General features: G+C 64.3%; 27 protein-coding genes. 16 read left to right on the forward strand and 11 right to left on the reverse strand.

The features are described from left to right. Positions 1 to 63: 63 nt before the first annotated feature. Positions 64 to 789 (reverse strand): DUF2259 domain-containing protein, encoded by a 726-nt coding sequence (locus tag EJ070_RS24375; protein WP_126093628.1) that lies wholly within the window; start codon positions 787 to 789, stop codon positions 64 to 66. A 152-nt stretch (positions 790 to 941) separates the two neighbouring features. On the opposite strand from EJ070_RS24375, the gene EJ070_RS24380 reads away from it, so the two are divergent. After that, on the forward strand, positions 942 to 1199 hold the full coding sequence (locus tag EJ070_RS24380) for a DUF2171 domain-containing protein (RefSeq protein WP_126093629.1): 258 nt from the start codon (positions 942 to 944) through the stop codon (positions 1197 to 1199). 70 nt (positions 1200 to 1269) lie between these two features. Here EJ070_RS24380 and EJ070_RS24385 read toward each other — a convergent pair whose 3' ends face one another. Then, complete coding sequence (locus EJ070_RS24385) at positions 1270 to 2286, reverse strand: P1 family peptidase (RefSeq protein ID WP_126093630.1); 1017 nt, start codon at positions 2284 to 2286, stop codon at positions 1270 to 1272. Next, positions 2286 to 3350 (reverse strand): branched-chain amino acid ABC transporter substrate-binding protein, encoded by a 1065-nt coding sequence (locus EJ070_RS24390; protein WP_126093631.1) that lies wholly within the window; start codon positions 3348 to 3350, stop codon positions 2286 to 2288. The genes EJ070_RS24385 and EJ070_RS24390 overlap by 1 nt, the downstream gene beginning before the upstream one ends. A gap of 194 nt (positions 3351 to 3544) precedes the next feature. Between EJ070_RS24390 and EJ070_RS24395 the strand changes: the two genes are divergently transcribed. From EJ070_RS24395 to EJ070_RS24425, 7 genes are all read left to right on the forward strand, one after another. Next, entirely contained in the window at positions 3545 to 4039 is a 495-nt protein-coding gene (locus EJ070_RS24395) for a flavin reductase (protein ID WP_126093632.1), read from the forward strand. Positions 4040 to 4068: 29 nt separating this feature from the next. Beyond that, a complete protein-coding gene (locus EJ070_RS24400; protein ID WP_126093633.1) occupies positions 4069 to 4992 on the forward strand; it encodes a MoxR family ATPase in 924 nt (307 codons plus the stop codon). A gap of 5 nt (positions 4993 to 4997) precedes the next feature. Continuing rightward, a complete protein-coding gene (locus EJ070_RS24405) occupies positions 4998 to 6248 on the forward strand; it encodes a VWA domain-containing protein (protein WP_126093634.1) in 1251 nt (416 codons plus the stop codon). 73 nt (positions 6249 to 6321) lie between these two features. Continuing rightward, positions 6322 to 6660 (forward strand): XdhC family protein, encoded by a 339-nt coding sequence (locus EJ070_RS24410; protein WP_126093635.1) that lies wholly within the window; start codon positions 6322 to 6324, stop codon positions 6658 to 6660. A 6-nt stretch (positions 6661 to 6666) separates the two neighbouring features. Further along, on the forward strand, positions 6667 to 7371 hold the full coding sequence (locus EJ070_RS24415; RefSeq protein WP_126093636.1) for an XdhC family protein: 705 nt from the start codon (positions 6667 to 6669) through the stop codon (positions 7369 to 7371). After that, positions 7368 to 8990 (forward strand): molybdopterin-binding/glycosyltransferase family 2 protein, encoded by a 1623-nt coding sequence (locus EJ070_RS24420; RefSeq protein WP_126093637.1) that lies wholly within the window; start codon positions 7368 to 7370, stop codon positions 8988 to 8990. The genes EJ070_RS24415 and EJ070_RS24420 overlap by 4 nt, the downstream gene beginning before the upstream one ends. Positions 8991 to 9022: 32 nt before the next feature. Beyond that, complete coding sequence (locus tag EJ070_RS24425; RefSeq protein WP_126093638.1) at positions 9023 to 9913, forward strand: alpha/beta hydrolase; 891 nt, start codon at positions 9023 to 9025, stop codon at positions 9911 to 9913. Between the two features lie 17 nt (positions 9914 to 9930). On the opposite strand, the gene EJ070_RS24430 is transcribed toward EJ070_RS24425, so the two are convergent. Beyond that, positions 9931 to 10980 carry a DUF1176 domain-containing protein gene (locus EJ070_RS24430; protein ID WP_126093639.1) on the reverse strand — a complete coding sequence of 350 codons (1050 nt, stop codon included), beginning with the start codon at positions 10978 to 10980 and terminating at the stop codon, positions 9931 to 9933. 144 nt (positions 10981 to 11124) lie between these two features. Between EJ070_RS24430 and EJ070_RS24435 the strand changes: the two genes are divergently transcribed. After that, on the forward strand, positions 11125 to 11628 hold the full coding sequence (locus EJ070_RS24435; protein ID WP_126093640.1) for a DUF1993 family protein: 504 nt from the start codon (positions 11125 to 11127) through the stop codon (positions 11626 to 11628). A 108-nt stretch (positions 11629 to 11736) separates the two neighbouring features. Here EJ070_RS24435 and EJ070_RS37640 read toward each other — a convergent pair whose 3' ends face one another. Next, positions 11737 to 11901, reverse strand: a complete 165-nt coding sequence (locus EJ070_RS37640) for a DUF1127 domain-containing protein (RefSeq protein WP_082954041.1) — start codon at positions 11899 to 11901, stop codon at positions 11737 to 11739. Positions 11902 to 12245: 344 nt separating this feature from the next. Between EJ070_RS37640 and EJ070_RS24445 the strand changes: the two genes are divergently transcribed. The 3 genes from EJ070_RS24445 to EJ070_RS24455 all read left to right on the forward strand — a co-directional run bounded on the left by EJ070_RS24445 (position 12246) and on the right by EJ070_RS24455 (position 15248). Further along, a complete protein-coding gene (locus tag EJ070_RS24445; RefSeq protein WP_189350024.1) occupies positions 12246 to 12764 on the forward strand; it encodes a hypothetical protein in 519 nt (172 codons plus the stop codon). A 110-nt stretch (positions 12765 to 12874) separates the two neighbouring features. Next, the gene (locus tag EJ070_RS24450; RefSeq protein WP_126093641.1) at positions 12875 to 13942 is read left to right on the forward strand and encodes an aldo/keto reductase; all 1068 of its coding nucleotides are present in this window, start codon (positions 12875 to 12877) and stop codon (positions 13940 to 13942) included. A gap of 37 nt (positions 13943 to 13979) precedes the next feature. Beyond that, on the forward strand, positions 13980 to 15248 hold the full coding sequence (locus EJ070_RS24455; RefSeq protein ID WP_126093642.1) for a cysteine desulfurase-like protein: 1269 nt from the start codon (positions 13980 to 13982) through the stop codon (positions 15246 to 15248). A 1-nt stretch (position 15249) separates the two neighbouring features. On the opposite strand, the gene EJ070_RS24460 is transcribed toward EJ070_RS24455, so the two are convergent. From EJ070_RS24460 to EJ070_RS24485, 5 genes are all read right to left on the reverse strand, one after another. Beyond that, a complete protein-coding gene (locus EJ070_RS24460; protein WP_126093643.1) occupies positions 15250 to 16278 on the reverse strand; it encodes a histone deacetylase family protein in 1029 nt (342 codons plus the stop codon). Next, complete coding sequence (locus EJ070_RS24465) at positions 16275 to 16775, reverse strand: GNAT family N-acetyltransferase (RefSeq protein ID WP_245464662.1); 501 nt, start codon at positions 16773 to 16775, stop codon at positions 16275 to 16277. The genes EJ070_RS24460 and EJ070_RS24465 overlap by 4 nt, the downstream gene beginning before the upstream one ends. A 211-nt stretch (positions 16776 to 16986) precedes the next feature. After that, positions 16987 to 17916 carry a 3-keto-5-aminohexanoate cleavage protein gene (locus EJ070_RS24475; protein ID WP_126093645.1) on the reverse strand — a complete coding sequence of 310 codons (930 nt, stop codon included), beginning with the start codon at positions 17914 to 17916 and terminating at the stop codon, positions 16987 to 16989. Positions 17917 to 17925: 9 nt separating this feature from the next. After that, the gene (locus tag EJ070_RS24480; protein ID WP_126093646.1) at positions 17926 to 19308 is read right to left on the reverse strand and encodes an aspartate aminotransferase family protein; all 1383 of its coding nucleotides are present in this window, start codon (positions 19306 to 19308) and stop codon (positions 17926 to 17928) included. A gap of 1 nt (position 19309) precedes the next feature. Further along, positions 19310 to 20947: a N,N-dimethylformamidase beta subunit family domain-containing protein gene (locus EJ070_RS24485; RefSeq protein ID WP_126093647.1), complete on the reverse strand. Its 1638-nt coding sequence runs from the start codon at positions 20945 to 20947 to the stop codon at positions 19310 to 19312. A gap of 150 nt (positions 20948 to 21097) precedes the next feature. Here EJ070_RS24485 and EJ070_RS24490 point away from each other — a divergent pair, with 150 nt between their 5' ends. The 3 genes from EJ070_RS24490 (at position 21098) to EJ070_RS24500 (ending at position 22382) form a co-directional block, all read left to right on the forward strand. Beyond that, entirely contained in the window at positions 21098 to 21346 is a 249-nt protein-coding gene (locus tag EJ070_RS24490) for a ParB N-terminal domain-containing protein (RefSeq protein WP_126093648.1), read from the forward strand. Positions 21347 to 21483: 137 nt separating this feature from the next. Continuing rightward, positions 21484 to 21879 (forward strand): GFA family protein, encoded by a 396-nt coding sequence (locus EJ070_RS24495; RefSeq protein WP_126093649.1) that lies wholly within the window; start codon positions 21484 to 21486, stop codon positions 21877 to 21879. Between the two features lie 290 nt (positions 21880 to 22169). After that, positions 22170 to 22382 (forward strand): hypothetical protein, encoded by a 213-nt coding sequence (locus EJ070_RS24500; protein WP_126093650.1) that lies wholly within the window; start codon positions 22170 to 22172, stop codon positions 22380 to 22382. A gap of 26 nt (positions 22383 to 22408) precedes the next feature. Here EJ070_RS24500 and EJ070_RS24505 read toward each other — a convergent pair whose 3' ends face one another. Next, positions 22409 to 23320: a hypothetical protein gene (locus EJ070_RS24505; protein ID WP_126093651.1), complete on the reverse strand. Its 912-nt coding sequence runs from the start codon at positions 23318 to 23320 to the stop codon at positions 22409 to 22411. Positions 23321 to 23507: 187 nt separating this feature from the next. On the opposite strand from EJ070_RS24505, the gene EJ070_RS24510 reads away from it, so the two are divergent. Beyond that, positions 23508 to 24380 (forward strand): undecaprenyl-diphosphate phosphatase, encoded by an 873-nt coding sequence (locus tag EJ070_RS24510; RefSeq protein WP_126093652.1) that lies wholly within the window; start codon positions 23508 to 23510, stop codon positions 24378 to 24380. Positions 24381 to 24390: the final 10 nt, after the last annotated feature.

The raw sequence follows: 24390 nt of genomic DNA on the forward strand, positions 1-24390 counted from the left end.
CGGCGCTGGCAGCGCCTCACGTGGGCCCCGGGCGGCGGCGCAGGGAAACTCGCTCGAGCGGTGTCACAGGCGGCCAGTCACTGCGATCCAGCGATAATCCGGCCCTTCGAAGCCGTATTGGCGAACCGCGATCAGCACCGCATAGGCGCTGAGGCCTTGCATCGAGAAGGTCTGCACCGCGCCGATCCGGTAGCCGTTCGGGCAACCTCGGCTTTTCGGAATGGACTTGTCCTCGTGCAGGAGCTGCGTCTTGCCCCCATCCTTGGCCTCGATACGGAGCAGCCGGAAGCCGTTAATCTCGCCTTGGCTCTGGCAGCCCTCGGTGTCGTTCATGGGAATCTCGTCGAGACGAAACTCGAGCGGATCGTCGACCGGGGAAAAGATCGGCCGCGGGTTAACTGCCATCCGGTAGGGATCGGCTGAAAGCTCGGTCACAGCGTTGAAACCGGCTGTGATGCCGCGATTGGCGGTGAGTTCGGCCTGGCTGACGATAGCCTCGCCTTTCTGCTTGGCTTGAAGACGTGCCGCATCAAGCGTTGCAGCCTCGTCGTCGAGGCGGATCCTGATCGGGGTGCCTTTAAAGAATATGTCGGTCGCGGTGTCGATGTAATAGCGGTTGGAATAGGGGAACCCCGAACCGTCCTGAACGCCGTATTCCTCGAAAGCGAAGATGCCGCCATCCTGGCTGAAGCCCAGGATTTCAAGGTCGGCGACATCGCCGGCCGTGGCCGTGGACTGCGTCGCAAGCTGCGCAAGCAGCCAGATCCACATCAGGACAGGAATTCGCACGGACCGTTCGCTCCATCAGACTGGGACTACGTCATGCCTATCACGGCATGGTGAATGAGACGTGCTGCTCGATGCATCCAATCCGGCGCTCGTTTGTTATTGTCGGCCGTCTCACATCGACAGGGGGCGCGGCCATCCAACGGAGGACCAGCATGACCACCGACATCAGCAAGATACGCGAGCATATGGAAGTGATCGGCGCCGATGGCGTTCATATCGGCACCGTCGACAAGGTCGACGGTCAGCGCATCAAGCTGACCAAGGCCGACAGCGGCATGGGCAGGCACAGGGGCCATCACCACTACATTCCGCTCAGCCTGGTCGCGGAGATCGATGGAAATAAGGTCTGGCTGTCGGCGAATTCGGATGTCGCGGTGACTTTCGAGGAAGAGAAGTCCAACCCGACCTGACCGGAAACGTTGGGTTTGCTTTAACGCAATTCCGGACGGAAAACCGCTACACACTTTTCCTGGAATTGCTCTAGCGCGAGGACCAGACCGGAAACAGATCGCCGTCGGCGGGCGTCGCCGCATAGACGCCGCGGCTGATGGCCCGCGCCATGGTGGCGCCGGCTGTCGCGTAGAGATCGATTGCGGCGTCCGCTTCGAGCTCGATGCCGCTCCTTCCGGTCGCCAGCGCGAAGACCAGGTCGCCGTCGGCCGGCGTGTGCGTCGGCCAAATGGCGCGGGCGAAGCCGTCATGCGCCGAAATCGCCAGCCGCTTGGCCGCAGCTTTGGTCAGAACCGCGTCGGTGGCGATGACGGCAATCGTCGTGCTGCTGCCTTCCGGCCGCGCCCCGACGCGTCTATCTCGGTATTTCAAGAGTATTTTCCTGGCGTCTTCCGGCATCGGATCGGGATAACCCAGGCCGCCGAATTCGTCGCCGATCTCGAAGGGGGCCGCCCAGAAATGGCGGCTGCGGCCAACCGTCACCGAACCGGTCGGGTTGACGGCGGCGAGCGCGCCGATGGTGACGCCGCTGTCGAGCACGGTCGAGGCGGAGCCCAGCCCGCCTTTCAGTCCGGAAGTCAGAGCGCCGGTGCCTGCGCCGACAGTGCCGATCGGGAAGTCGGCTGCCGCAGCCTGAACCGCCTCGTAGCCCAACTCGCGATAGGGCGGGTAACGGCCCCAGTCCTTGTCGCCGCCATTGGGCAGGTCGAACAGGATCGCCGCCGGAACGATCGGCACGCGGAAGCCGCCCACCTCGACACCGATGTTCCTTTCGCGCAACGCCGCCTGCACGCCGGAAGCCGCATCGAGGCCGAAGGCCGAGCCGCCGGACAGCACGATGGCATGGATCGCGGCGATCGAGTTCTGCGGTTCGAGCAGATCGGTCTCACGCGTGCCCGGCGCGCCACCCAGCACCTGGACCCCGGCAACCGCCGGTTCCTCGCACAGCACCACAGTGACGCCGGACTTCAGCCTGGCATCGGCGGCATTGCCGACGCTGATGCCGGCGACATCGGTGATCAGGTTACGCGGTCCGGCGCGGAACATCACTTTTCCTCCAGTGGCACGAAACGCGTGCCGTCGAAGCGGAAGGCGCGGAACGGATTCTGGCTGAGATCGCCCTTCTCGTCGAAGCGGATCGGGCCGATCGCGGTTGCGAAGTCATGGTCGGTCAGGGCCTCGGCGGGCGGCTTGCCGGAGCTTTCCGCATCGGCCATCGCAGCCTTCGCGACCTCAACCGCGGCATAAGCCGGCAAGGTATAGCCGTCCGTCACAATGTTCCTTTCGCCAAAAGCCTGCACGACCTTGGGGTCGGCGATTTCGGCCCATTCGGGCGGCGCGACCATCAGCGTGCCGGCGGCATAGGGCACATCTCCGGGCGGGGCGCGCAGATTTTCGCCGCCGGCGAAGGTGATGCCGGCACCGAGCTGGGCTGCGTCGCGCCCCATGATGGCGATGTCGTCGCCGTCGCCGCCGGCGAACACCTTGGTCGCGCCTGCCTTCTTCAGCCGGCCGATGAGCCCGATCTGATTGTCGAGCTGCGGCCGGAACGTGTCGACGAAGACCGGCTTCAGCGCTGCCTGCTCGGCGGCCGCGCGTAAGGTCTCGGCGATCTCGCGGCCATAAATGGTGCCGTCATCGACAATGGCGAACAATTCGTTCTGCCAGAGCCGGGTGAGGATCGTGGCCACCGCATTGCGTTCGTCGTCGCCGCGCGGCCCGAGCCGATAAACCGGCCAGCCGGTCTTGGCGCGGCGATCGGTCAGGCTTTCGGTGCGCACGCCGACGGTGATGACCGGAATATTGGCGTCCTTCAGGATCGGCAGCGCCGCCTCGATCGCCTCGGTGCAGAGAAAACCCACCACGATATTGACTTTGGCGTCCACGAACTGCCTGGCGGCCGCTGCGCCGCCGTCGGCCGTGCAGGCATCGTCGACGGTCTTGATGGGAAGACCTTGGGCCTCCGCCGCCAGGCCTGTTCCGGCCTCGATCTGCTTGCCGAGGATCGCCGATGGTCCGGACAGCGGCGCTGCGACGCCAACCAGCGTCTCGGCATGGACGCTCGCGGCCAGCGAAATCAGCGCGGCTAAAGTCGTCGTGAGAAGGCGCATTCGGGCGAAGAGGTCCTCCGTGCCGGGAGTATGGTTCCGGCACTATTCCAGCAAAGACCTAAAGGCTGGCTAATCCCGGTGCAACACGCGAATTTCGGGATTGCGGTCAAGCACTTCGCCCCGTGTTAAGCAACTTGTGGCATGCAATATGCCGCCATATATAACGGACTCGGTTTTGACAGGTGGATCATCAGGTGCTGAAGATCAATGACATCGGGCCACAGCACTATCGCGACGCGATGGCGCATTTTGCCGGCCATGTGCATGTGGTGACGACGGACGGCCCCGCCGGGAGGCGAGGCGCGACGGTGATTGCCGCCTGCTCGGTCTCTGACACGCCGCCCACCGTGCTCGTCTGCCTCAACCGCGAGAATCCCAAGAACGAAGCGTTCATCAGGAACGGCAACTTCGCGCTGAACACGCTCGCCTCGGACCAGGAGGCCGTTTCGGTCGGCTTTTCCGGCATGACCGGCCTGCCGTCCGAAGAGCGTTTCGCGCTCGCCGAATGGGACGTGATCTCGACCGGCGCGCCGACGCTGAAAGGTGCGCTTGCCGTGTTCGATTGTCAGATCGTCGACGCCAAGGATCTCGCCACCCACCGTGTGCTTTTTGGCAAGGTGACAGGTCTGCGCATCGGCGATAATTTGCGGCCGCTGATCTATCACAACCGCGGTTACCACGTTCTGTGAAACGGGTGCGCGGCGTCCACGGAGACAAAATGACCGCGCCGCGGCCCGCGCCGAAGTCGATCGACGAGACGCTCGATCTCCTGACCGGCGCGGACTATGTCGCCGATCGCTCGCTGGCGACGGTGCTGTTCCTATCGCTGCGCATGAAGCGGCCGCTGTTCCTCGAGGGCGAGGCGGGCGTCGGCAAGACCGAGATCGCCAAGGTGCTGGCCGACGCGCTCGGCCGTAGGCTGATCCGCCTGCAATGCTATGAGGGGCTGGACGTCTCTTCAGCCGTCTACGAGTGGAACTATGCCGCCCAGATGATCGAGATCCGCATGGAGGAGGCGGCAGGCAAGGTCGTGCGCTCCGACATGGAGCGCAACGTCTTTTCCGAAAAATACCTGATCCGCCGCCCGGTGCTCGACGCGCTGACCGGCAAGGCGGGCGCGGCGCCGGTCTTCCTGATCGACGAGCTCGACCGCACCGACGAAGCCTTCGAGGCGTTCCTGCTCGAGATCCTGTCGGACTTCCAGGTGACCGTCCCGGAACTCGGCACGATCAAGGCCGATGAGCCGCCGATCGTCATCATCACAACCAACCGCACCCGCGAGATCCACGACGCGCTGAAGCGGCGCTGCCTCTATCACTGGGTCGACTATCCGAATGCCGAGCGCGAGCTGGAGATCGTGCGCCGCAAGGTGCCGCAGGCCAATCGCCGCCTGTCGGCCGAGGTGGTGTCTTTCATCCAGAAGCTGCGCCAGGTCGAGCTGTTCAAGGCGCCCGGCGTCGCCGAAACCATCGACTGGGCCGGCGCGCTCACCGAGCTCGACAAGGTGGCGCTCGATCCGGAAACGGTGTCCGACACGATCGGCGTGCTTTTGAAATACCAGGACGACATTGCCCGCATCGAACAGGGCGAAGGCCGGCGTATCCTCAATGAGGTGAAGGCCGAGCTTTCGGCCGCCGAGTAAGCGCGATGCCCTCGACGCATCCGGAACCCAGAGAAGCGACGGCGGAGGGGCGCATCGCCGACAACATCGTTTATTTCGCGCGGGCACTGCGCAAGGCCGGCATGCCCGTCGGACCGGCATCGGTCAAGGACGCCATCGAGGCGGTGCTCGCCGCCGGCATCGGCTCGCGCGACGATTTCTACTGGACCCTGCATGCGGTGCTGGTCTCGCGGCACGAGGATCATCCCGTCTTCGACGAAGCCTTCCGCCTGTTCTGGAAGTCGCGCGAACTGATCGAGAAGCTGCTTGCGATGTTTTCGCCAGTGGCACTGGACACCGCCGAAAAACAGAAGCCTCGCGCGGCCGAGAATCGCGTCAGCCAGGCGATGTTCGATGGCCACCAGAAGAACCGGCCGGTGAGGGAAGTGCCTGAGATCGAGGTCGATGCGCGCTTCACCTTCTCCGGCAACGAGGTGCTGCGCGGCAAGGACTTCGCCCAGATGGATGCAGCGGAGATGGCCGAAGCCAAAAAGGCGATCGCGGCCTTGCGGCTGCCCTTCGATCTGGCGCGCACCCGTCGCTTCAAGGCCGATGCACAGGGGCGCCGTATTGATCCCCGCGCCATGATGCGGTCCGCCGCGCGCACCGGCGGCGCGCTGATCCTGCCGAAATTCCGATCGCCGCGCGAAGTGCATCCGCCGCTGGTGGTGCTTGCCGACATTTCCGGCTCGATGAGCCAATATACGCGGATCTTCCTGCATTTCCTGCACGCGCTGACGGAGAAGCGCAGGCGCGTGCATGCCTTCGTCTTCGGCACGCGGCTGACGAACCTGACAAGGCAAATGCGCCATCGCGATCCAGATGAAGCGCTGGCCGAATGCTCGACAGCCGTGAAAGACTGGTCGGGCGGCACCCGGATCGGCAACACGCTCGCCGAATTCAACCGGCTGTGGTCGCGCCGCGTGCTGGGACAGGGCGCCGTGGTGCTGCTGATCACCGATGGGCTGGAGCGTGACGACGTCACCGGCCTGTCGGAGGAGATGGAGCGGTTGCACAAATCCTGCCGGCGGCTGATCTGGCTCAATCCGCTTTTGCGCTTCGACGGTTTCGAGGCTCGCGCCCGCGGCGTGAAGGCGATGCTGCCGTATGTCGACGAGTTCCGCGCGGTGCACAATCTCGACGCGCTGGCCGATCTTTGCGCTTCGCTCGACCGGCGGCCGGCGACTTCCGTCGACCCGCGCCGCTGGATCCAAACTGGCGACAGACGTGCCGCGTAGCCATATGTTTCTTGGGGATGTTCCTGTTTCTTGGGGATATTCCTCGGAAAAACAGACTTTGTGAGAAGCGACGATGGACGAGAGCATCTATCTCGATGAGGCCCGCGATCCGCTGATCATAGCGGAAGGCTGGATGAAGGATGGCAAGGATGTCGCCATCGCAACCGTGGTCGAAACCTGGGGTTCGGCGCCGCGCCCGGTCGGCAGCCATCTGGTCATCGACGCCGAGGGAAATTTCCACGGTTCCGTCTCCGGCGGCTGTGTCGAGGGCGCCGTGGTGACCGAAGCGATCGATGTCATCGGCAGCGGCAAGGCGAAGATGCTCGAGTTCGGTGTCGCTGACGAAACCGCCTGGCAGGTGGGGCTGTCCTGCGGCGGCCGCATCAAGGTCTATGTCGAACGGTTGGGCTGACTGCGGATGGATCCGTACGTTCTCAAAACATTGAATGAGGAGCGCCGCGCCCGGCGCGCCGCGGTGCTGGTCACCGATCTCGGTGACGGCCGCGACCGCATCGTGCGCGAGGGCGATCACGTAGCGGGCGATCTCGGGGCGGCGATCGCCAGGGCGTTCCGGACCGGCAATTCGGGATCGGTGGAGGCGGAGGGCCGGACTTTCTTTCTCAACGCGCATCTGCCGCGCCCGCGCCTGGTGGTGATCGGCGCGGTCCATATCAGCCAGGCGCTGGCGCCGATGGCCAGGATCGCCGGCTATCCGGTCGAGATCGTCGATCCGCGCACCGCCTTCGCCACGCCCGAGCGCTTTCCAGATGTGGCGCTGCATGCCGAATGGCCGCAGGATGTGCTGAAGCGCAAACCGCTCGACAGCTACACCGCGCTGGCCGCCGTCACCCACGATCCGAAGATCGACGATTTCGCGCTGAAGGCGGCGCTCGATGCCAGGTGCTTCTATGTCGGCGCGCTTGGCAGCAGGAAGACCCACGCCAAGCGGGTCGAGCGGCTGCTGGCGCTGGGCGCCAGCGCCGACCAGATCGCCCGCATCCATGCGCCGATCGGTCTCGACATCGGCGCGGCGAGCCCGGCCGAGATCGCCGTTGCGGTGCTGGCGCAGACCATCCACGCGTTCCGCTCGCGCGGCCTCGAAGTGAAAGGTGCCGTGGCGTGAAGTTCGGCCCGGTTCCAATCGAGCAGGCTGAAGGCGCGGTGCTGGCGCATGCGACGGCAGCCGGCGAACGCCGGTTCCGCAAGGCGCATCGGCTGAGCAGCGACGATGTCATGGCGCTGAAAGCGGCCGGCGTCAGGGAAGTTGTCGCCGCCGTTTTGTCCTCCGATGATCTCGGTGAGGATACGGCGGCCGCGAAGATCGCCGCCGGCATGCGCCACCGCAACGTCGAGGTGAAACCCGCCGCGACCGGGCGGGTCAATCTCCATGCCGCGACCGCGGGCATCTTCACCGTCGAGGCAAAGATGATCGACGCCATCAACGCCGTCGATCCGGCCATCACCGTCGCCACGCTGGCGCAGCACGCGCCGGTCGAGAAGGGCCAGATGGTGGCGACGGTGAAGATCATTCCCTTTGCTGTCGCCGCGAGCCTGGTCGATGCGGTGGTCAAGATCTGCGCCGGCGGCGAGATCTTTGCCGTCAACGCCTATCGTCCGGTCAATGTCGGCGTCATCCAGACAACGCTCCCCGGCGTGAAGCCGAGCGTGCTCGACAAGACGCTGCGCGTCACCGAGGCGCGGCTGTCGCGTTCCGGCGGCCGCCTGACGGCGGAGCGGCGCACGCCGCATGAAGTGGCGCCCGTCGCGGAAGCCGCGACCGCGCTGGCGCGCGGCAACGACATGGTGGTGATCTTCGGGGCATCGGCGATGAGCGATTTCGCCGATGTCGTGCCGGCGGCGATCGAGCGCGCAGGGGGTACCGTCATCCGCGCGGGCATGCCGGTCGATCCCGGCAATCTGCTGGTGCTGGGCACGCTTGCCGGCAAACGCATCATTGGCGCGCCCGGCTGCGCCCGCAGCCCCAAGGAAAACGGTTTCGACTGGGTGTTGGATCGGCTGATTGCCGGGCTCGACGTGACGGCGCGCGATATTGCCGGCATGGGTGTTGGCGGGCTGCTCATGGAAATCCCGACCAGGCCGCAGCCGCGCGAGCCGCTGCCGGCCCCACAGTCGGCAAGATCGGAGCCCAGGGTCGATATCGTGCTTCTTGCCGCCGGCCGCTCCAGCCGCATGGGCGGGCCGAACAAGCTCCTGGCGCTGTTCGACGGCGAGCCGCTGGTGCGCCGCACAGCCGAGCGCGCACTGGGTTCGAAGGCGGCCAGCACCATCGTCGTCACCGGACATCAGCGCGAACGCGTGCGCTCCGTGCTTTCCGGCCTCGATGTGAGGCTCGCCGACAATCCGGACTTCGCTGACGGTCTCGCCTCGTCGTTGAAGGCAGGCATCGCGCAGGTCGCGCCAGACGCCGCCGGCGCCATGATCGTGCTCGGCGACATGCCGGGCGTGTCATCGAAGGACCTCGACAGCCTGATCGATGCGTTCCGCCGGTCCGGCGGTCGCGCCGTGGTGCGCGCGGCGCATCTGGGAAAGCGCGGCAATCCCGTGCTGCTGCCACGGTCTCTGTTCCTGGCCGTTTCTCATCTCGAGGGCGACACCGGCGCGCGCCATCTGGTCGAGGCCGAGGGGCTCGACGTCATCGATGTCGAGATCGGGCAGGGCGCCTCGATCGACGTCGACACGCGCGAGGCGCTGGAAGGGGCGGGCGGCGTCCTTCAGGATTGACAAACCGAAGCCGAATTTCGCATGGCTTCGGCATGTCTTTCCGCCTCCGAATTTTCCTCACCCTGCTCACCTCAACGGCGATCTCGCTCTCGGCCGCCGTGGCGCAGACGTTGTCGCTGAAACCCTTCAAGGACGACCTGTTCGGCTACCCGGCGACGCTGTCGAGCGGCGACAACGGTGCCTACACCGTCCTCGACTACCGCGAGATGCGCGACATCAACCAGCGCGACGAAGTGCCCGAAAAGCGCGTGCATGCGCAATATACCGAACCCGGCGTGCGCAAGGTGCAGCAGGATCTGATGCTGAAGACGGATGCCGGCGACGTCAGGCATGTCGCGGTCGGCAAGACGGAAGGAGCCGCCATCATCGTGCTTTACCTGCACGGGCAGGGCGGCAGCCGTAAGCAGGGCGTCGACGACTTCACCTTCGGCGGCAATTTCAACCGCATCAAAAACCTGATGGCCGAAAATGGCGGGCTCTATCTTTCGCCGGATTTTCCCGATTTCGGCGACAAGGGCGCGGCGCAGGTCTCGGCCCTGATCGATCACTATGCCGAGACATCGCCCAGCGCGAAGATCTTCGTCGCCTGCGGCTCGATGGGTGGCATGCTGTGTTGGAAGCTGGCCGATCGCAAGGACACGGGAGCCCGCATCAACGGCCTGCTGCTGCTTGGCTCGCTCTGGGACGACAGCTTCCTGACCAGCCCCGCCTTCAAGCGCCGGGTACCGGTGTTCTTTGGCCAGGGCAGCCACGACGTGGTTTTCCCGGTGGAGAAGCAGGAGGCGTTCTTCCGCTCGATCCTCGCCAAGTCGAAGGCCTATCCGACCCGTTTCGTGCGCTTCGAGACCGGCACGCACGGGACGCCGATCCGTATGGTCGACTGGCGCGGCACGCTCAATTGGATGCTGACGAAAGCGCCTTGAACAAGGGCGCCCTCAACTCAAGGTGGGGTGTTGTAGTCCAGTACGGTCTCGGGGTTGATCTCGCCGTCATAGGACGCATCGACATCGTACTGCACCAGCGAGAAATTGCCGTTGCGGAACAGATAGGTGCCGGTCGACGAGGCGTCGCCGACACCGCGCCATTTGTTCATGGACGTGATCGTCCTGGTCTTGTCGTCAAACTCGGAATTGACCAACTGGTCGTCGGTCTGGAAACCGATGATGTGGATCCCCTCGACCTTGCCCTCGCTGTTGTTGTTCTCGTAGCGGATGTCCAGCTCCGGCGAGGCGAACTGCAGCTGCCTGACGCCGGCGACATCGTCATAGGTGTAATAGACCGCGCTCTCATTGTAGGCGGCCAGCGAGCAGAAGAAGCGGAAAAGCCGAGTCTCGCGCTCCGGCTCGTCGGCTCCGGCGTCCTTGTCCTTATAGCGGATGGAGTAGGCGTCCGGCTCGCCGGCTGGCTTGCCTTCCGGATTCTCCTTGTCGCACTGTTCGCCATAGGTGGCGAGGAACGCCTTCCTGGCCTGTTCAAGCGCCTCGTCCGTCTTCGGGGGCGGCGGGCCGTCGCCGCAGCTGGCCGGCACGGCACTTTCGAAATCTTCGGTCGACGGCTTCAGCGCGCCCTTGTCGATGAAGATCGGCTGGAACGGCGGTTCCTGTATCTGCGCGTTGACCTGGCGAAGCGTGTAACAGCCGGCAAAGACCTTGGCTTCGCCTTTCTTGTCGGTCGCCTGGATGGCGACGGGAACGCTGTAATAGATGCTGCCGGCCGCGCCCTCGTCGGAAACGGCGCCGGTCTTGACCTCGACCGTGTCGGTGTTGTCGTAGCCTTTGACGAAAGCGTTGAAATCTTTTGCTGGCTTCGTATCGCCATAGTAACCCCAGGCGCGAGCGAATTCATGCCGGCCGATGGCGCTGTAGAGCGAGCGGACGACCGCCTCTGCGCTGGATCTATCGTCGATATAAGGCACTTCGGCTGCGAGCGCCGACTGGCCGATGCCAACAAGGGAGAGCAAGGCAGTCGCTGCGAGAAGGGCACGTATCATCGGGAATCTCCGCTCGATAACGAAAATACTACCACGGCGATTGCGGCGGCGCGGTGACGCGGCCTGGACACTGCTTGAAGAATCGGGCCGGGAGGCGCTACCTCACGACCCGCGGCGCTGAGGCCGCCTGGGGAGATTACTCACGTGACCATATCCATGTACGATATTTCCGTGGCCGTCTTTTCGGCCCGGCTGAAGGCGCTGGCCAGCGTGCTGTCGCTGGCCGAGCAGAACGCTGCCGACCGCAAGATCGACCCGCAGGTGTTCCTGACCGCCAGGCTGGCGCCCGACATGTTCGCGCTGACGAGGCAGGTGCAGATCGCCACCGATCACGCCAAGGGCGCGCCGTCGCGGCTCGCCGGCCGCGAAGTGCCGAAATTCGAGGACAATGAGTCAAGCTTCGAGGAACTGCACGCCCGAATCGCCAAGACGCTCGATCATCTGGCGACATTCTCGGCCGCAGACCTGGCGGGCTCGGAGGAGCGGACGATCGAGCTCAGGCTTGCCGGGCGCGAGGTGTCGATGAGCGGGCTGCAGTACCTGCTTCATGCCGCCATGCCGAACTTCTACTTCCACGTCACCACGGCCTACGACATCCTGCGGCATAACGGCGTGCCGCTGGGCAAGGCGATTTTCCTGGGACGCTAACAACCGAGAGGGTTCCCGGCCACCACCGGGAAGCCTCTTTGCTTTTGGTTTCGCGCAATTCCGGACGGAGCCGCGGCACACTTGCCCTGGAATTGCCCGAGCGCCAGATCAGCGTATCGACATTTCGCGGGCGATACGCGGAAAATCCGCCGGCTTGATGCCGATATCGGCGCGGTCGGCATTGCTCATCGCGTTCAGAAGCGCGAGCGCCGAACGGTAACGCTGCTGTTCCTGCGGGCGTGGCCGCGCGAACATTTCAGTGAAGAACCCCATATCCCAGGCCCCTAATTTGTCCTCCACACGTCTAATATATAGGCGATTTGTTACAATTGTGCAGTGCAGCAATCGCATGGCAGCCATGCCTTTGCGAATTTTTTCCGCCACAATCGATTTTTTTGAAACTTTTGCAGAAGCTCGATCGTAGGCCTCGATGCTGGCTCCATGGCCGGCTTTTCCTCGCCATTCCTGGCGACCTTGCCGGGCTGCACAAAATGCGGTCCGGCTTTTTGTTTCGGCGGCGACTGCGTCGGGTTTCCGGAAGCTGAAAAGCCCGCAATTGTTAACGTCATGGGAATTCATTCTTAACGAGAGCGCTCTATGGTCGGCGGCGACGGTGAATGCCGTCGCAATACGGGGAGGCTGAGATCGGCACCGGGAACAAGCTCGATTTCGCTTCGTTGCTCGACGACCTGATCATCGCTTCCGAGAAGGGCGAAGACGGGGGCGCCAGGCCCTCTATACCGTTCGATTATCTGTCGGTGGCGGACGAGCTTCATTCCGGTCGCATCAAGGTTGCGGGCGAGAGCGTCGCCGCAGAATACCGTGAAGCGGGCACTGATCTTGCCGCCGAGTTCGCCGCGATTCTCGACCAGGCCAAGCTGGCGCTTGCCGGCGAAGAGCCGCGGCCGGAGGAAAAGCTGCCGCCGATCGATCCGGAATCGATTGCCGGCGAGCTCGGCCTGGACCGTCCAGGCAAGAATGCCGATTTCGGCCGCATGCGGCGCAACTTCGCTTTCGCCAACCATCCGGACCGTGTTGCCCCGCATCTGCGCCAGCGCGCCATGATCCGCATGCAGGTCGCCAACATGCTGATCGACGAGGCCAAGCGGCGCGCTCTGGCTGCGGCGCGTCGCTAGCAATTCACGCAAAAGTCGGCGGCGGCAGGGTTGGAGAACCCCAAGCCTTTGCTTTATGCTTGAATTCCTCGCCGCGCAGCCGCGCAAAACCTCCCGCCGGAGAAAATTCCATGCATAAACGCCGCCTCGGTCGGACCGATCTCCTTGTTTCGCAAATCTGCCTGGGCTCGATGACCTGGGGCCAGCAGAACACCGAGGCCGAAGGTCATGCGCAGATGGATCTGGCCTTCTCGCGCGGGGTGAATTTCATCGACACCGCCGAGCTTTACTCGATCCCGCCGAAGGCCGAGACGCAGGGGCGGACCGAGAAGATCATCGGAAGCTGGATGAAGGAGAAGGGAAATCGCGACAAGGTCGTCATCGCCTCGAAAGTAGTCGGCCGCACCGCCAACACCTGGTTCCGCGGCGACCGCCCTTCGAAGCTGGTTCGTGCCGATATATTCGATGCGGTCGAGAAGTCGCTGGCCAAGCTCGGCACCGACTATATCGATCTCTATCAGATCCATTGGCCGGATCGGGACATCCCGTGGGGATCGAACCCGACGCGCATCGGCGCGGTAGCGCGTCGCGCCGATGCTGACGGCGCGCCGGCCGGCGAGACGCCGATCGCCGAAACGCTCGCCGTCTTCGAAGAACTGGTGAAAGCCGGCAAGATTCGCCATCTCGGACTGTCGAACGAAAGCTCATGGGGCGTCATGCGTTTCCTCGCTGAGTCCGACAAGGGCATCGGCCCGCGCGTTGCCTCGCTGCAGAACGCCTACAATCTGGTCAACCGCACGTTCGAGGTGAACCTGGCCGAGGTCTGCGAGCGCGAGCAGGTTGCCTTCCTTCCTTATTCGCCGCTGGCGCAGGGCTATCTGACCGGCAAATACGATCATGGGGCGCGGCCGCAAGGCTCGCGCTCGCAACTCTTCAATCGCGGCCAGCGCTACGAGACGCCGAATGCGGCGGAAGTGCTGCTCGAATACAATGAGCTGGCGCGCTCCTTCGGCATGGAGCCGGCGCTCTTTGCCAACGCCTATGTTTCGAGCCGGCCCTTCGTGACCACGAACATCGTCGGCGCCACCAGCGTCGCGCAACTCGACACGGCGCTGTCCTCGGTCGAGGTCAGGTGGACGGAGGAGATGCAGAAGGCGGTGGACGTCATCCACCAGCGCGTCGGCAATCCGTGCCCGTGATCGGGAAATCAACGAGAAAAGAAAAGGGATGGAGACGATGGCAGGCTTTCCGATCGAGGCCGTGCGCGGGAAATTTCCGGCGCTTTCGCTGACCGACAAAGGCCGCCGCCGCATCTATCTCGACAATCCCGCCGGCACGCAGGTGCCGCAGGCGGTGGCCGACGCGGTGTCACGCTGCCTGCTGACGACCAACGCCAATCTCGGCGGCTTCTTCGAGACGACGATTGCGGCGCAGGCCGTGGTCGACGATGCGCATGCGGCGATGGCCGATTTCCTAGGCGCGGCAAGCGTCGAGGAGATCATCATCGGCGCCAACATGACGACGCTGACCTATCATATGTCGCGCACGCTCGGCCGGGCGATGAAGCCCGGCGACGAGATCATCCTCACCCGCATGGACCATGAGGGCAATGTCTCGCCCTGGCTGCAGCTTGCCGAGGATCTCGGTTTGGTCGTGCGCTTCCTGCCTTTCGACGAGAAGAGCTGGCAGATCGAGGAGGCGGCGCTGCAGGCGCTGCTATCGGAAAAGACGCGGCTCGTGGCGCTGAACTATGCCTCGAACCTCACCGGCTCGATCAACCGCGTGAAGGCGCTGACGGCGATTGCCAAAACGGCCGGCGCGCTGGTCTGTGTCGATGCCGTGCAGTTCGCGCCGCACGGGCTGATCGATGTGCAGGAGCTCGGCTGCGATTTCCTGATCTGCTCGGCCTACAAGTTCTTCGGGCCGCATATGGGCATATTGTGGGGCCGCCGCGACGTCATCGACGCGCTCAAGCCGTACAAATGCAGGTGCTCGTCGAACGGCCTGCCGGAGCGGTTCGAGCTCGGCACGCCGCAGATCGAGCTGATGGCAGGCCTCACCGCTGCCGTCGATTATTTCGCCGATCTGGGTGCTGCCGCCGGCGAGGGCGGTTCGCGGCGGCAACGGATCGCCAAGGCCTTCGAAGTGTCGATCGCCTATGAAAATGCGCTGGCCCGGCAGCTGATCGAGGGACTGTCGGAGATCGACGGTTTGGCCATTCGCGGCATCACCGACCCGGAGCGTTTCGCCGAACGCGTGCCGACGGTCTCCTTCACGGTCGAAGGCATCGCGCCGGAGACGATCGTGCGGCAGATGAACGCCGAAAGCATCTTCCTGTGGTCCGGCCACAATTATGCGTGGGAGATCGTCCACCAGCTCGGCATTCCGCCGGAACAGGGCGTCGTGCGCATCGGCATTGCGCATTACAACACGGCGACGGAGATCGATGAGACGCTGGAAAGCGTGCACCGTGTGATCGCGATGCTAAGGCAGCAACGCTCTTGAGCTAACCCTTCTTGCCGCCGAAGCCGGTCAGGAACGCAGTGAGGTTGTCGCCGAGCGCTTCGCAGAGATAGCCGCCCTCCTGGACGATGACCGTCGGCAGGCCGAGCCCGGCAATCGCCTCGCCGATGCGCGAGAAGCCGGGCGTCGTCACCGACAGGCCGCCGAACGGATCGCCCTCGAATGCGTCGAGACCGAGTGCCACCACCAGCGCTTCCGGCGCGAAGGCGCGGATGCGCCGGAAGGCTGTTCCCAGCGCTTCGAGAAATGCCGCGTCGCCGGATTTGCGCGGCAGCGGCAGGTTGAGATTGTAGCCGAGACCTGCGCCTTCGCCGCGTTCGTCGGCATGGCCCCAGAAGAAGGGATAGAAGCGTACGGGGTCGGCATGCAGCGAGACCGTCAGCACGTCGGACCTCGCATAGAAAATGCCTTGCGTGCCGTTGCCGTGATGCAGGTCGACATCGAGGATGGCGACGCACGCAGCGTTCTTGCGCAGCACCTGCGCTGCGACCGCCGAATTGTTGATGAAGCAGAAGCCGCCGGCGACATCGGCGAAGGCATGATGGCCCGGCGGGCGGCAGAGCGCATAGGCCGAATGCGCGCCGGCCATCACGGCTTCGGCGGCCTCCACCGCGCTCCAGGCGCTCCAGAGCGCGCTGTTCCAGGTCTCGGCCGAGATCGGGCATGCGGTGTCGGCCATGTGATAGCCGGCCTGACCGACCGCCGAGGCCGGATAGGAGCCGCCGCGGGCGATCGGGTGGATGTTCGGGATGACTTCGGCCGAAGCGCCCTCGATGCGCTGCCAGCGCGCGAAGATGTGCTCGAGGAAGTCGAGATATTCGGGCGTGTGCACCGCCGCGATCGGGCCGAGGCCATGCTCCCTCGGCCTCTCGATCGTCAGGCCGGCCGATCTTGCGCCGGCTAACAGTCTCTCGACCCGTTCCGGCTTTTCAGGGTTGGGCTGCGGCGCGCCGCTGGAGAGGAAGGCTTTCGGATCGTGGTGCTTCTGTTCTTCGGCGTAGAAGGCTTTCATCGTTCTTCCTCCGGCGCGTCGGAAAAGCTGAGGAAGGCTTCGCCGACGATCTTTTGCACCTGCTCGTAGCTCGACCAGCCGATGCCGAGCTTTTCATAGAAAGCCTTGGCGGTCTCGTTGTCCGTGTCGACGGAGAGCCTCAAATAAACGCCGCCCGCCGCGCGGCATTCCCTGGCCACGCGCCGCAGCAGTTTTTCACCGATCCGCAGGCCGCGAAAACGGTCCTCGACATAGAGGTCCTGCACATAGACGCCCGGACGGCCCATCCAGGTGGAGAAAATCGGAAAATGCAGGCAAAGGCCGGCGAATTCGCCGCCGACCTCGGCGATCAAGGTCGAGAAGGCGGGATTCTTGCCGAAGCCGTAGCGGCGGAGATCGTCCGGCGTCGAGGTGATCTCCTGATGCGCGCCGATGTGGGTGCCGAGCTTGAGCAGCGCGGCGTGGATTGTTTCGGCGTCGTCGGCGCGGCCGGGGCGGAGGGTGATTGCTTTGCTCACGATAGGCAGGGCGCCAAGGCACCCCCCTCTGTCCTGCCGGACATCTCCCCCGCAAGGGGGGAGATTGGCAGCGTCGACCTTGCCGCCCATCTTGCAAAGTCCGAGATTAGCGAAAGCCTATGCGACATCCGATCTCCCCCCTTGCGGGGGAGATGGCCGGCAGGCCAGAGGGGGGTGCGAATGAACGCAAGCATCTGAGATTGACTTTGTCTCAAAACGCTACCCGGTCGCCGCCCTTCAGAGCCAGCATCTCGCGCGCTTCCGAAGGTGTGGCGACCTCCAGCGACAGCCCATCGAGAATGCCGCGGATACGGCGCACCTGGTCGGCATTCGATTTCGCCAACTGCCGCCCGTCATAGAGGCTGTCCTCGAGCCCGACGCGGACATTGCCGCCCATGGCGGCGGCGATCGAGATCAGCGGCATCTGCTGGCGGCCGGCGGCGAGCACCGAGAACTGATAGCTGTCGCCGAACAGTTTGTCGGCGATGCGCTTCATATGGACGAGATTGTCGGGATCGGCGCCGATGCCGCCCAGAATGCCGAGCACGAACTGGAGGAACAGCGGCCCCGACACCAGGCCACGATCACGCAAATGCGCCAGCGAATAGAGGTGACCGACATCGTAGCATTCGAACTCGAAGCGCGTGCCGCAGCCTTTGCCGAGCTTGTCCAGGATCGACTCCATGTCGGCGAAGGTGTTCTTGAAGATCGTGTCGCGGGTGGCCTCGAGCAGCTTCGGCTCCCACTCGTGTTGCCATTCGCGCGGCCGGTCGAGCATCGGGAAAAGACCGAAATTCATCGAGCCCATATTGAGCGAGCACATTTCGGGCTGCGCCCGGAGCGGCGCCGCCAGCCGCTGGTCGAGCGTCATCAGCGAGGAGCCGCCGGTGGTGATGTTGATCACCGCATCGGTCGCCTGCTTGATGCGCGGCAGGAACTGCATGAACACGTCCGGATCGGCCGTCGGCCTGCCGTCCTTCGGGTCGCGGGCGTGCAGGTGCAGGATCGAGGCGCCGGCTTCGGCCGCGGCGATGGCGTCGGTCGCGATCTGGTCTGGCGTCACCGGCAGATGCGGCGACATCGACGGCGTGTGCACCGATCCGGTGACGGCGCAGGTGATGATGACTTTCCTGGGCGCCATTGTCGTCCCTCAGCCTTCCACCGGCAGGTCGAGTTCGGTGGCGAGCGCCGCAAGCGAGTCGCCGATGATGGCGATCATCTCGCCGATCTGCTCGCGCGTGATGATCATCGGCGGCGCCACCATGAAATTGTCGCCGTCGACGCCGCCCTTGACCCTGCGGCCATAGATGATCAGGCCGCGCGCATAGGCGAGGTCGAGCAGGCGCTGCGTCGCCTTGCGGGCGGGATCGATGGGCCTCAGCGTCTCCGGATCGGCGACCATTTCCACACCGAGGAGCAAGCCCTTGCCACGCACGTCGGCCATGAAGGGGAAGCGCTTTTGCAATTCCTTCAATTCGCCGATCAGCACGTCGCCCATGGCGGCAGCGTTGGCGATCAGATCGAGGCGGTCCATTTCGCCGAGCACCGCAAGCCCTGCCGCGCAGGCCAGCGGATTACCCGCATAGGTGTGGCCATGCTGGAAGCCGCCGGCAGCCAGCAGCGGCTCGACCAGGCGCATCGGAGCCGCCAGCGCGCCGAGCGGCGCATAGCCCGAGCCCAGCCCCTTTGACAGCGCGACGATGTCCGGCTTGCAGTTCCAGTGGTCACCGCCCAGGAATTTGCCGGTGCGGCCGGAGCCGCACATCACTTCGTCATGAATGAGAAGAATGCCGTAGCGGTCGCAGATTTCACGGATGCGCGGATAGTAGCTGTCGGGCGCTACAAGGGCTGCCGTGGCTGCGCCGCCGATCGGCTCCATGATGAAGGCTAAAACGCTTTCCGGCCCTTCGGCGAGGATCTTCTCCTCGAGCATGTCGGCGTAGCGGATGCCGCGCTGTTCCATGGAAAGGTTGTCACGGTCGCGCCAGGCGGTCGGTGCGGGGATAGCCGGCATCACCCGCATCATCGGGGTGAAGCTTTCGGCCAGCGCGTCATCGCCGGTGACAGCAAGGGAGCCGAGCGTACCGCCGTGATAGGAGGGGAAGCGGGCGATCACCTTCCAGCGCTTCGGCCGGCCGGTGGCGACCGCCCATTGCCGGGCAAGCTTTATGCAGGATTCGGTCGCCTCGGAGCCGCCGGAGACGAAGAAGATACGGTCCATGCCGGCCGGTAGCTTGCTGGCGAGCTTCCGCGCGAGTTCTTCCGCCGGCTCGTTCTCGAAATGCAGCCGGTAGGCGAAAGTGGTCTTGTCCATCTGCCGCTTCATGGCTTCGAGCACGTTGCGGTTGGAGTGGCCGATATTGGCGACCATCGGCCCGCTCGAGCCGTCGATGAAGCGGCGACCGTCCTTGGTCCAGAAATAGATGCCCTCGGCGCGGTCGACCAGCGGCCGGCGCAGGCTGGAGAGATAGAACAGATGCGACGTCGGCCGCGCTTCGGCTTGCGGAGAGGGCTGCACTTCCAGTTTCGGCATGTCAGGTCTTTCCGAGATAGCGGTCGAGAACATTTTTGGTCACGCGTTCGACCATCGCGTCCTGCCTTAGCAGGCCGGCGACCCATTCGCAGCTTCCGGCATGGAAGACTTCGCCCTTGCCGCGGGGGAAGTTGACAATCATGCCGTTGCCGCGCTTGACCTTGTCGAGATTGGCATCGCTCGCCTCGCCGAAAAGCGTCTCGGCGGTGAAGCGCCCGTCCTCGTCGGTAAGGAACTGATCCTCGATCGGGATGTCGGCGCTTTCCTCGACCTGGCTCGCCATGCCGACGGCCAGCACCTGCAGGCCATCCGGCGCGCCGCTGGTCGCCGTCGGGTAGGGCAGGCCGCCGCGGATTTCGAAGTCGAGCCCGTCGACCTCATAGCCATAGACATGGCTGTCGGCGCCGAGCAGGTCTCCATAATAGATGCCGGTGCCGGCAAACGCCCAATGCTCCGGCCGATAGACGGGAAAGCCGCGCACGCCGCGCGGCGCGCAGCCGCCCCAGCCGGCATAGACACCTCGCGTCGCGTTGAGGCCGAAGGTGGCGCTGCCTGGGCGGCCGATCTCCGGCGCCTCCCAGGAGTTGGTGGCGCGCGTCACGTCGCCGCGATAGGCGGGGTCCTCGGCGCGGGCGCGGTATTTGTAGCAGACCTGGCGGCGGCCCTCGTCCTCCAGCCTGGTCTGCCACATGAAGTTGCCAGCGAAGCGGGCCGCGTGTCCGCCGCGCTCGACATATTGGTCGACGGCGTCGCGCATCTCCCAGGTCCAGTATTCGTCATGGCCGCTGAAGACGACGCAGTCGTAGCCATCGAGGATTTCGGGCGAGAAATGCAATTCGTGCTGGCTGGCAAGATCGATTGCATAGCCGGCGCGCTCGGCGAAGCGGAAGAAATGGCTGTCATAGCTCGCCCAGCCGGAAGAGGCGTATTTCTTCGAATGGCCGGTGGCGAAGGCCCATTCCATATGCGGATAGCGCGGCACGGTCTTCGGCGGTATCGCAACCTCGATCGGCACGCGCGGCGCCTCCTTGGGCAGCACCACGAAGCCGCGGCACCAGGGGCGCTGTGTCGACACCATAGTTGCGTATTGATCGCGGTTCGGGCCGGTGATGCCCTGATAATGATTGGAGCCGCCCCAGGTGTTGTAGGCCGTCCAGGTGCCGGTCGCGGCGACCTGCAGCAGGCGACTGGGCCTGCGGCCGGGCAGGGGCGCGACGATGAACAGATGGTGGCTAAGGATCGGCTCACCATCACCGCCGTCGGCCGAGAGCGTGACGCGATAGGCCCCCGACGGCCAATCCTCGCCGATACGAAATTCGAACGACGCTTCCCAGCCGCAGCCTTCAACCGAGCATTGGTCCGGCGTGTCCTGCCATCGCGCCGACAGGCCCACTTCCTCGAAGACCTTCGTCTCGGTTCTCCCATCGCGGACGACAACGATGCTGAATCGCGGCGCCGTTGAGCTGACATGCAGCGCCACCGTTTCACCGGGGCGATAGGAGAAACGGTCGCTGTAGCACCAGATCTCGCCGCGGCGGCCATCCATTCCCGGCCATTCGTAATAATGGCCGCGCACAGCCTCGCGGCGCTGCTCGGGCGTCAGCCCGAAATCGGGGAATTCAGCGGGCAATCGCGTCAAAGAACACCTGAAGCCAAGACGCTGCCATTGAGACCATTGGCTGGCCAAGCGTCAAATGGAAACGATCGGGCCAGCGAGCGCTTACGCTTGGCGATATCCGGCAGACGGACTATTTCATTCTCAGGCGATGTTTCAACGCCGGGAGCCGACATGCTGTACGTGCAAAAGGTCAAGGTCGACGACATCTACGTGCCCGCGGCGCGGCGCAAGACGCTGCATCCCGAGACCGTGCGCCGTCTCGCCGAAGACATTCTCGAGAACGGCATGAAGACGCCGATCCAGGTGCGTCACGACGGCAAGCGCCATGTGCTGGTCGAGGGACTACACCGGCTCGAAGCCGCCAAATGGCTCGGCGAGACCACCATCGATGCCTATCTCGTTCAGGCGCGCCGCCACTGATTCTTGTCGCTTGGGTCTCTACCGCAGCAGCGTCACCGCATCACGGCAACCGATCGTATTCCATCAATGCTTTTCAATTGACGCTGCGATGCCGGCCGCTACTACCACGCTTGGATTTCCACGAAGCAGGTGTTGCCATGACGAAATACCAGGGCGGATGCTTATGCGGAGCGGTGCGCTACCGCGCCGAGGCTGAACCGATCAACGAGCGCGTCTGCCATTGCCGGATCTGCCAGAAGGCGATCGGCGCGGCCTTCAACGCGCGCCTTCTGTTCCGCATCGACGACGTGACCGTCGAAGGGCCTTTGACGACGGTCAATTCATCGCCGGACCTCAAGCGCGGTTTTTGCGCAGCCTGCGGCACGACGATGTTTTCGCGGCGCGATTCACGGGGCATCCTCGGCGTCACCTCCGGTTCGCTCGACGATCCGTCCGTGTTCAAGCCCGACATGCATTTCTGGACGACTTCCAAACAGCCCTGGGTGCAGCTCGATGATGGGTTGCCGCAATTTGAGGGCGCGCCGCCAGTCTAACCTTCTCCCCCTTGTGGGAGAAGGTGGATCGGCGCGCAGCGCCGAGACGGATGAGGGGTGTTGGAAGGAATGGGGCACGGGCGATTATCGCGCCTGAACCTCCATCCCCTCACTCCGTCCAGTACCCCTCATCCGTCGCCTTCGGCGACACCTTCTCCCACAAGGGGAGAAGGGGAAAACTGCACAAAAATTTCATCTTCGATTCACGAGATAGCCGGCAAAGCGTCATTGGCGGGCCATCTTTGGCTGCTTATCTAAGCGCCATGCGGGAGGCATCGAGGAGGCGACGGATGAGCGAGAGCATCAATACCCTGGACGAGCTTTTGAACGACCCGATGATCCAGCTCGTGATGGAACGCGACCGGGTGCGTCCGGCCGAGCTTCGCCTGCTCCTGGAAAAGGCTCGCGACCGGGCGGCCGACGATTCCCGCATCGACCAGCCGGCCTTGCCGCCGGCGCACGTGGTGGCGAGAAGCTGCATAAAGCAGTGGCTGCACCGCTAGGTTGGTTGGCTTGGCCATAACCCGTGTCAGCTCGAATTTGCCGGCAAATAGCTGTAATGGCTGCGGAAATAGGCGATCCTGAAACCGAGCCGGGCGTAGTTGCGGTAGGCCGGACCGTCGCGGTCGGGGCGCGGCGCCTCGATGTCTGCGACGAACAGTTTCGCGCCGGCGGCGATGCCGTCGCGGACCAGCCTTTCGCCAAGCATGGCGTCGAGGTCGAAGCTCGGCGCCATGATGCCCGGCACCGGCGCGTCGATGCCGCTCCAGGCGGCGCCGTCTGAGATGAACAGTGAGCGCACAGCAGCCACCGCGCCATCACGTTTCAGCATGTAGTGATGCCAGCCTTTGCGGCCGACCAGTGCAACGAGCCAAGGAGAGGTGGGCAGCCTGTACTTGCCGTCGATGAAGGAGGCCCATTGCGGAGCCGTTTCGGCGGTGACCTCTTCGACCGATACATCGTCGGTTGGGAAGAGCGGTTCGGCCGCCGGCGGCGTCGCATCGCGAAAGATGCGTTCCCAGCCGCTCTGATGCTGCAGCCCGCGGGCTTCCAGCCAGCATCTCAGCCGCGACGGCTCGGTATGCGGGTTCGTATAGAACCACGGCCGCAAGATGCCGGCGGCGCGGTAGTGCGCGAGCAGCGCGTCGACCTGTTCCTCCGAGGCGGGACCGTCGACGCCGATGTTCTTGACGCAGTTGAAATGGATGAACGGGATCGTCGCGCAAGTGGTCCAGACGAGGTCGCCGTCGCGGGCAATCGCCAGGCCATGCCGCGCGGCGAAATCGGCGGGCGCAGCGTCGTAGAGGTCGAGCCAGGCATTGACCTCGGCGCGCTCGATGGCACGGCTCAGATCGCGCGAGACCTCCTCGATCGAAATTTCGGGAATGTGGGTTTCCGGTGGCACGACGGCCTGCAGTTCCCAGAGGGCGGCGGTCGACATGGTAGTCCTCCTCCGATTTACCTTACAGCGTAAGATTAGCGAATGATAATATGGAAGGGCCCATTGTCAAGCAGGATTAGCGGCACCTTACAAATCCGTGAGTTGGATTCCTGGTATCGCGCGGTTAAGGCTGTCCTTGAGGGGCTTTGCCAATGACGATTCACTTTGTTCTGGGGAAAGGATCGGGATGACCGACGTCTGCACGCAGGGACTGGATACCGGCTTTGTCGGCCTGGGTTATGCCAAAGTGGCGTTTCTCGGCATCGTTCAAGGCATCACCGAATTGCTGCCGATCTCGTCGACGGCGCATATGCGCGTCGTGCCCGCCGTGCTCGGCTGGCAGGATCCCGGCTCTGCCTTCTCGGCCGCCATGCAGCTTGCGGCATTGGCCGCGGTCGTCAGCTATTTCTGGAGCGATGTCCGGGATGTCACGCTGGGTTCGCTGTCGGCGATCGTCCGCCGCGATTTCGGCGACCGGTATTTCCGCCTGGCGATCAGCATCGTGCTGGCGACCATTCCGATCGTCATCGCCGGCCTTGCGCTTTCAGGCGTTCTCAACGCCTGCAATTCGCCGCTGCGGAGCCTGAGCGTCATCGGCGGGGCCTGCATCGTCATGGCGATCCTGCTCGCGCTTTCCGAGATCTATGCCAAGCACATGCTCACGCTCAACCAGGCTTCGATACTCGACGCGCTGCTTGTCGGCGTCGCCCAGGTCGGTGCCTTGATCCCCGGCGTTTCGCGTTCGGGATCGACGCTGACAGCCGCGCTGGGTTTGGGTTTCGCCCGCCCGGAGGCGGCGCGCCTCTCTTTCCTGCTCGGTCTGCCGGCGATCGCGCTCGCCGGGCTCAAGGAGCTTTGGGAACTGCACAAGATCCACCTCGGCGCCTATGGCTGGTCGGTCCTGGCCGTCGGCCTCGTCGTCGCCTCGATCTCGGCCTTCTTCGCCATATGGGGGCTGATGCGCGTGCTCGAGCGCTTTTCCGCCTGGCCCTTTGTCATCTATCGCGGCCTGCTCGGCGTCGTGCTGCTGATCGGCGTCGCCGTCGGCTGGTTGACTTAGCAGGCTGTTG

It is taken from the genome of Mesorhizobium sp. M1E.F.Ca.ET.045.02.1.1 (assembly GCF_003952485.1).
Lineage (GTDB): Bacteria > Pseudomonadota > Alphaproteobacteria > Rhizobiales > Rhizobiaceae > Mesorhizobium.